We start from the raw sequence: 6,563 nt of genomic DNA, 5'->3' as shown, positions 1-6,563 counted from the left end.
GTATCCACGGCGTGACCAGCAGTCACGCCGTGGCCATACGGCCAGCCCCGCTATTCGCCGTGGCGGTCCTGGCCGTCACGATGTTTTCTGCCGGCGTCGCCGACGCGCAGACCCGCACCTATTCCTGTGACAAGGGCAACGCCATCACGCTGACGGTGATCGGACTGGACGCGATCACGGCCGGCCCGATCGAGGGCGGGACGTTGCGGCTGAAAAAGAGCCCCGTCGATCCCCTGCGGTTTTCCGACGGCGATTACGCCGTGCGGATCTCCCCGGACCAGGCCCGGATCACGGTTGAAATTCCGGACTGGGGATCCGCGCAATGCCGGTTCAGGCCGCAGGAGGCCGCGCAGGGCGGCCGGCCCGGCCTCGGCAATACCGATCCGTGCGGCCCCGGTTTCCATCAGGCGCCGCGGACGGGCCGCTGCGATCGCAACGAAAATCCTCCCGCCCCGCGCGCGCCGGCCGGGCAGGGCCGGCTTCCGATGGCGGGCATGTCGCTTGGCGGCATCATGCGCAGCGCGCCGTCGATGTCGTCGCCGAAGCTGGCGAGCCTGACCGAGAAGAGCGGCATCACGCTGCTGGAGCGCGCCGGCACGATGGACGGTTACGACTGGTTCAAGATCGAATTCCACGGCCGCATCGGCTATCAGTGGGGCGGCATCATGTGCTCCGATCAGGCGATCTCAGGCATTCTGGAGCAATGCAAATAACAGCTACGAAAAAACTCTGACGACCAACCGTCCGCAAAACGCCGATTTGTTGAGCCGGTTCAACAATCTACCGGACGGGCAAATTACTTCTGTTTATCGGAATCACTGTCAAGCCCCTCGTGAAAAAAATATTTCTGTTTTACAGAACTGGAAATCAGGCTATATCTCTCCGCATCCCGTCCCACCAAGAGGGGCGTTTCGCGAACGTCACGAACGCGGGTCGGGGATGCGGTGGACGCGGCGGCGCGCGAGACGGGCGATGCCGAAGCGTACGGCCAAGTCGTATGGTCCTGACACCACCGACGAAGGTGTCAAGCTTGCGGTCATTCCCGCAGGTGACGGTGGCAATTGAGCTGGGCTCACCGGGGAGATCACGAAGCAACCGTAAGACCACTGCGCAGGGAAAGTCGGATGTTTCCGCTGGACCTGTATGCTCGTGTGCGCTTTCCACCACTACATTGCACACGAGACCGCGGGTGCCAGCGCGCATCCGGCTTTCCCTGCGCCCTCTAACTGGAGAGGGCGTGACGGCGAAGAGCAAAACTCGGGCGAATCGCGCCGCGAGATCGCGAATACATGTCTGTAGAATTGAAACGTAATCCCTCATCCGTCGTCCCTGCGAACGCAGGGACCCATACGCCGCGGCTTATCGGTGAGGTGTTGGTGTTAAATACCTTCTGCAACAACAGAGGACCGGGATTATGGGTGACTGCGCCCCGTGCGCAATTGCGCACTAGGCAGGGACGACGTTGCGAGGATGGTGCGCAACACCTCCGCCGTCACTTACACGGCTTGGAATCCTTGACGTCGAACTTGCCGAGCGCGCCGGAGATGACGAAATCATTGTAGTCGAGCACCAGCGCCCGCGAGACGCCGTTCTCGAACAGTTCGAACGACATCGCGTAAACCGGTGTCTGCTCGCCGTCCCTCGCCTTGGCGTCGCGGTCGTAATAGCTCACCGTGACCGGCCAGCGCGTCAGCGATTTCATCGTGTCGCTGGCGGTGGAGGGATCGGGCGTCTCGATGCTGCGGTCGCCCGGGATGGGTTGGCCGATCACCGACAACGTATTGTAGACCTTTTCGCCATTGTCCGATCCGTCATAGACCATCAGCTCCAGCACGGACTTGCCGTCGCGGGCGGCCGAGATGATGCGCGTAATCTGCTCGGTCGGAAATACCGTAGCGCCGTCGAGCGTGAAGGTCTTGGCTTCCGGCTGTTTCAGTTTGACCGTGATCTGATTGCCGCTGCGTTCCGCCATGCCGTCGACCGGGCTGGAGTCGGCGTCGTTCATCCGGGTCGAGATCTTGAAACGATAGCTCTTGCCGTCGCCGTCCTCCCAGGAGGTCGAGCGCAGGTCGCTCAGCGTCCGTTTGCCCTCGCCGCTGTCCAGTTCCGAGACCTGGCGGAATTCCGAGGTATAGCCTTCGCAGGCACTGCCGGAAAAATTGTAGAGGATCCGTCCGCGCGCGCTGTTGATCGAGTTCGAGCCGCGCGACTTCACCAGCTTGAGTTCATAGAGCGCCTGATGCGCGAGATACGGGCCGCCGGCCGCGGCCTGCGCGCTGCCGCCCGCAAGACCTGTCATGACAAAAGCAGTGGCGGCAGTCAGCAAAAACGGGCTGACATCACGCGGCGAAATCGGGAACCAGCGAGCCATCTATTGTCTTCCTTGCGCCGTGAATCACACAATACTGAGCGCCCTATTGCGCCGCAACTAGGGCCGCTTCACAAAAAAGCGGGAATTGCCTCGGGATTGCTTGGGGATTGCCGTGTTTTCCCGCAGTTCCCGTCCAACCGGCGGCTCGCTTGCAAGTGATGGCACGATGCGCGAAACAAAGCGGCCCGGCCGCGTCGAGATCGGGTGCAGAACAACTTAAACGTCAATGCAAACGGGGACGAATCATGGCGGGTACGGTCGAGCAGAAACTTGCGGCGCAGGGCGTGGTGTTGCATGAGCCGCCGAACCCGGTGGCGAATTACGTCGGCTTCGTCCGCACCGGAAACCTGCTGTTCGTCTCGGGGCAGGTTTGCGTCAATCCGGAAGGCAAGCTGATCGCCAAGGGCAAGTTGGGGGCCGGCGTCACCGTCGAGCAGGGCAACGCCGCGGCCAAGGGTTGCGCGATCAACCTGCTGGCACAGATCAAGGCAGCGCTCGGCGATCTCGACAAGGTGGTCCGCGTGGTCCGGCTCGGCGGCTTCGTCAATTCGGCGCCGGATTTTCTCGATGGCCCGAAAGTGCTGAACGGCGCTTCCGACCTCATGGTCGCGGCGTTCGGCGACAAGGGCCGCCATGCCCGCACCACCGTCGGCGTCGCTTCGCTTCCATCCGACGCTGCGGTCGAGGTCGAGGGCGTGTTCGAGGTCTCGTAAGGGAGATATCAGGTGCGCGCGCCTGACTGGTTGACGGCGCGGCCGGTGGCCCATCGCGGGCTGCATGACGCCGCGCGCGGCATCATTGAGAACATGCCGGGCGCGGTTACCGCCGCGATCGCGGGCAATTTCGCCATCGAGGTCGATCTGCAGCTCACCGCCGACGGCGAGGCCATGGTGCACCATGACGACGAACTCGGCCGTCTCACCGAAGGCACGGGCGCCCTGCTCGGCAAGACCGCGGCCGAACTCAAGGCGGTCAATTTCCGGGACACCGCCGAGCGGATGATGTCGTTCGGCGACCTCTGCGCGCTGGTCGACGGCCGCGTGCCGCTGGTGATCGAGGTAAAGAGCCATTTTGACGGCGACCGCAAGCTGGTGGCGCGGATGGCGCAGGTGCTGGCAGGCTATTCGGGCCCGGCAGCGGTGATGTCATTCGACCCCGACCAGGTGCTGGCGTTGCGCGAAACCATCCCGGAGCGTCCGCGCGGTATCATTGCGCAGCGCAGTTACGACGACGGTTACTGGAACAAGCTGACGCCGGCACAGCGCGACGGCATGCTGCATCTGCGCCACGTCTTCCGTACCCGACCGCATTTCGTCTCGTACTGGATCAACGATTTGCCGGCGTTGGCGCCCTGGATCGCCCGCCATGTGTTCGGGCTGCCGTTGCTGACCTGGACCGTGCGCACGCCGGAGCAGCGCGAACGGGCGGCGCGCTATGCCGATCAGATCACCTTTGAAGGGTTCGTGCCGTAGGCCTGATGCGCGCCGCATGGCCTTGAAGTCGTGACCACAATGCCCGATCTTCAACAATGTTGGTCACCATGTGCGATGGCTGATCGCAACCCGTGACCGGTCTTTTTGCTGATGGCGTCATCCGAAATCACCCTCGAATCGCTGCCGTCCGTCAGCCAGATTCCGGCCGCCGATTGGGATGCCTGCGCCAATCCGCCTTGCGGTCCCGACAGCCTCGATGGGCTCGACACTCTGGCTTCACGTGAGCCAACAACGGAGTCCGGCGCAGCATCAAGACGCTCCTATAACCCCTTCGTTTCACACGCATTCTTCTCGGCGCTGGAGGCCTCAGGATCGGCCTGCGCGCGAACCGGCTGGGGTCCGCGCCACCTCGTCGCCAAGCTCAATGGCGCGATCGCCGGCATCGTGCCGTGCTATCTGAAATCGCACTCCCAGGGCGAATACGTGTTCGACCGCGGCTGGGCCGATGCCTATGAGCGCGCCGGGGGGCGTTACTATCCGAAGCTGCAGGCCTCGGTGCCCTTTACCCCAGCCGCCGGCCAGCGCCTGCTGATCCGCGACGGCCTCGATCGTGAGCGCATCGGCACCGCGTTGGCGAGCGGCCTCGTCGCACTGTGCGAGGCGACAGGGGCGTCATCGGTCCACGTCACCTTTGCCCGCGAATCCGAATGGAAGTTCCTCGCCGAATACGGCTTCCTGCAACGCACCGACCAGCAGTTCCACTGGCACAACCACGGCTACAACTCGTTCGACGATTTCCTCGCCACGCTCAATTCGCGCCACCGCAAGGCGATCAAGCGCGAACGGCGCGAGGCGCTCTCCGTCGAGGGCATCTCGGTCCACGCGCTGACCGGCCGCGACATCACCGAAGACGCGTGGGACGCCTTCTTCGACTTCTACATGGAGACCGGCTCGCGCAAATGGGGCCGCCCTTACCTGACGCGGGAGTTCTATTCGCTGATCGGCGAAACCATGGCTGACGACGTGCTGCTGGTGATGGTCAAGCGCGCGGGGCGCTGGATCGCCGGCGCCATCAATTTCATCGGCTCCGACACCCTGTTCGGCCGCCATTGGGGCGCGATCGAACATCACCCGTTCCTGCATTTCGAGGTCTGCTATTATCAGGCGATCGATTTTGCGATTGCGCGCGGCCTCAAAACCGTCGAGGCCGGCGCGCAGGGCGAACACAAGATCGCGCGCGGATACCTGCCGCAGACCACCTATTCCGCGCATTACATCGCCGACCCCGGCCTCGCGAGCGCCATCGACGAGTACCTGAAGCGCGAGCGCGCCTATGTCGCGGAGGCGGCGCGCGAACTCACCGACGCCGGACCGTTTCGTAAAGTTGCCGAAGAGCCGTCTTGACGGTCCCGGTTGCCAGACCCGACAGTACAATCGACTTCGAGGAGACTGCCATGCCCGCCTACGACACCAACAACATCTTCGCCAAGATCCTGCGCGGCGAGTTTCCCTGCCACAAGGTGTATGAGGACGACCACGTGCTGGCGTTTCTCGACATCATGCCGCGCGCGCCGGGCCACACGCTGGTGATTCCGAAGGCCCCTGCCCGCAACATCCTCGACATCAGGCCCGAGGATTACGCTCATGTCGCGCGCGGCGCCCACAGGATCGCAGCCGCGGCGATGACCGCCTTCAAGGCCGACGGCATCACCGTGCAACAATTCAACGAGGCCGCCGGCGGACAGGTGGTGTTTCATTTGCACATGCATGTGATGCCCCGTCACGACGGCATCGCGCTCTTGCCGCCCGCCAGCCGCAAGGAAGACGTCAAGGTGCTGGAGGATAATGCGACGAAGTTGATCGCGGCGCTCGAAGCGTTGTAGCCCAAGTATTACTTCGCGGTATTGACATCGCTTGGCTTCTCCAACGCTTTGGCCAAGCACACATCGCGAAGTTTGGGAGTTTCTTTAACAAGGCTTCTGCGGTCACGAAGACCACGACGTCGACCTTCATAAAGGACACAAGCACTGGTTAGCGTCCTGATCGTGACATCTGCGGTACCGCGGATTCCAAACGACCCCAGTAGCCCGCTAATCAGACAATTATTAAATTTCTCTGACAAAAGAATGATCGTGAATTTGATATCGCCGTTCTCGTCAGAATGAGTCATCGTTAAACACGTTGTGGTGTCGTCGGATGCCCTTTGCGCCAGACTTTCGATGACCGCATCTGAGATTCCCAACACCCGAAAGTGTTGCTTTTCGCTCCTGAGCCGGTCGAAAACTTTTGTGTCGTGAACGATTGAAAGCGATGAACTCTTTAGACCCCTGTCGACCGCCACTCCTGTAGCATTTGAAAGACTGCCCAGCACCTGATGGACCAGATACAAGCTGTAATAGGAAAGATCCCCAACGTCGAAAAAGTTAAACGAAGGGGCACTTAGCGATGAAGCGATTCCAATGCCGGTTGACTTTTCCTTGCCCCAATCGAAATCGTCAACGGTCGGCGCCTCCTCCGCAAGGGAGTAAGTGGGCGCGCCGCCGCAACATGCGGCCGCGAGCAGCGCAGCTAGCATTATCGGCTTCATGATTTGCCACGCATGTAACCCCACCCCCTACTCCGTCTCGAAATCCCCGGGGTGCGGCTGCGCCAGCGGGGTGAATTCGCAGCGGTCGGGCTTGATGTCCAGCAGCGGCGTCTCGTCGAGGCAGTCGAGGCCTCGTACCAGCACCGTGTTGCCCTCGATGCCGACCAGCTTG

General features: G+C 62.2%; 8 protein-coding genes. 5 read left to right on the top strand and 3 right to left on the bottom strand.

Annotated features, from left to right (window positions below; translation table 11 throughout):
- Nucleotides 1-713: SH3 domain-containing protein (locus Q8N40_RS03765; protein WP_305710849.1), on the top strand; the 713-nt coding region annotated here is incomplete at its 5' end.
- Nucleotides 714-1,492: 779 nt separating this feature from the next.
- On the opposite strand, the gene Q8N40_RS03760 is transcribed toward Q8N40_RS03765, so the two are convergent.
- Nucleotides 1,493-2,299 (bottom strand): cell envelope integrity EipB family protein, encoded by an 807-nt coding sequence (locus tag Q8N40_RS03760; RefSeq protein ID WP_305710851.1) that lies wholly within the window; start codon nucleotides 2,297-2,299, stop codon nucleotides 1,493-1,495.
- 317 nt (nucleotides 2,300-2,616) lie between these two features.
- Here Q8N40_RS03760 and Q8N40_RS03755 point away from each other — a divergent pair, with 317 nt between their 5' ends.
- The 4 genes from Q8N40_RS03755 (at nucleotide 2,617) to Q8N40_RS03740 (ending at nucleotide 5,687) form a co-directional block, all read left to right on the top strand.
- On the top strand, nucleotides 2,617-3,084 hold the full coding sequence (locus Q8N40_RS03755) for a RidA family protein (RefSeq protein WP_305322636.1): 468 nt from the start codon (nucleotides 2,617-2,619) through the stop codon (nucleotides 3,082-3,084).
- 12 nt (nucleotides 3,085-3,096) lie between these two features.
- Nucleotides 3,097-3,843, top strand: a complete 747-nt coding sequence (locus tag Q8N40_RS03750; RefSeq protein WP_305322637.1) for a glycerophosphodiester phosphodiesterase — start codon at nucleotides 3,097-3,099, stop codon at nucleotides 3,841-3,843.
- Nucleotides 3,844-3,954: 111 nt separating this feature from the next.
- Entirely contained in the window at nucleotides 3,955-5,208 is a 1,254-nt protein-coding gene (locus tag Q8N40_RS03745) for a GNAT family N-acetyltransferase (RefSeq protein WP_305710848.1), read from the top strand.
- Between the two features lie 50 nt (nucleotides 5,209-5,258).
- Nucleotides 5,259-5,687, top strand: a complete 429-nt coding sequence (locus Q8N40_RS03740) for an HIT family protein (RefSeq protein WP_305710847.1) — start codon at nucleotides 5,259-5,261, stop codon at nucleotides 5,685-5,687.
- 8 nt (nucleotides 5,688-5,695) lie between these two features.
- Here Q8N40_RS03740 and Q8N40_RS03735 read toward each other — a convergent pair whose 3' ends face one another.
- Both Q8N40_RS03735 and Q8N40_RS03730 read right to left on the bottom strand, forming a co-directional pair.
- Nucleotides 5,696-6,415, bottom strand: a complete 720-nt coding sequence (locus Q8N40_RS03735) for a hypothetical protein (RefSeq protein WP_305710846.1) — start codon at nucleotides 6,413-6,415, stop codon at nucleotides 5,696-5,698.
- A gap of 3 nt (nucleotides 6,416-6,418) precedes the next feature.
- The coding region (locus Q8N40_RS03730; protein ID WP_305710850.1) for a TrmO family methyltransferase at nucleotides 6,419-6,563 on the bottom strand (145 nt) is incomplete at its 5' end.

It is taken from the genome of Bradyrhizobium sp. (assembly GCF_030693485.1).
Taxonomy (GTDB): domain Bacteria; phylum Pseudomonadota; class Alphaproteobacteria; order Rhizobiales; family Xanthobacteraceae; genus Bradyrhizobium.
Note: the sequence above shows the minus strand (reverse complement) of the source record. Positions and strands in the feature narration are given on the sequence as shown.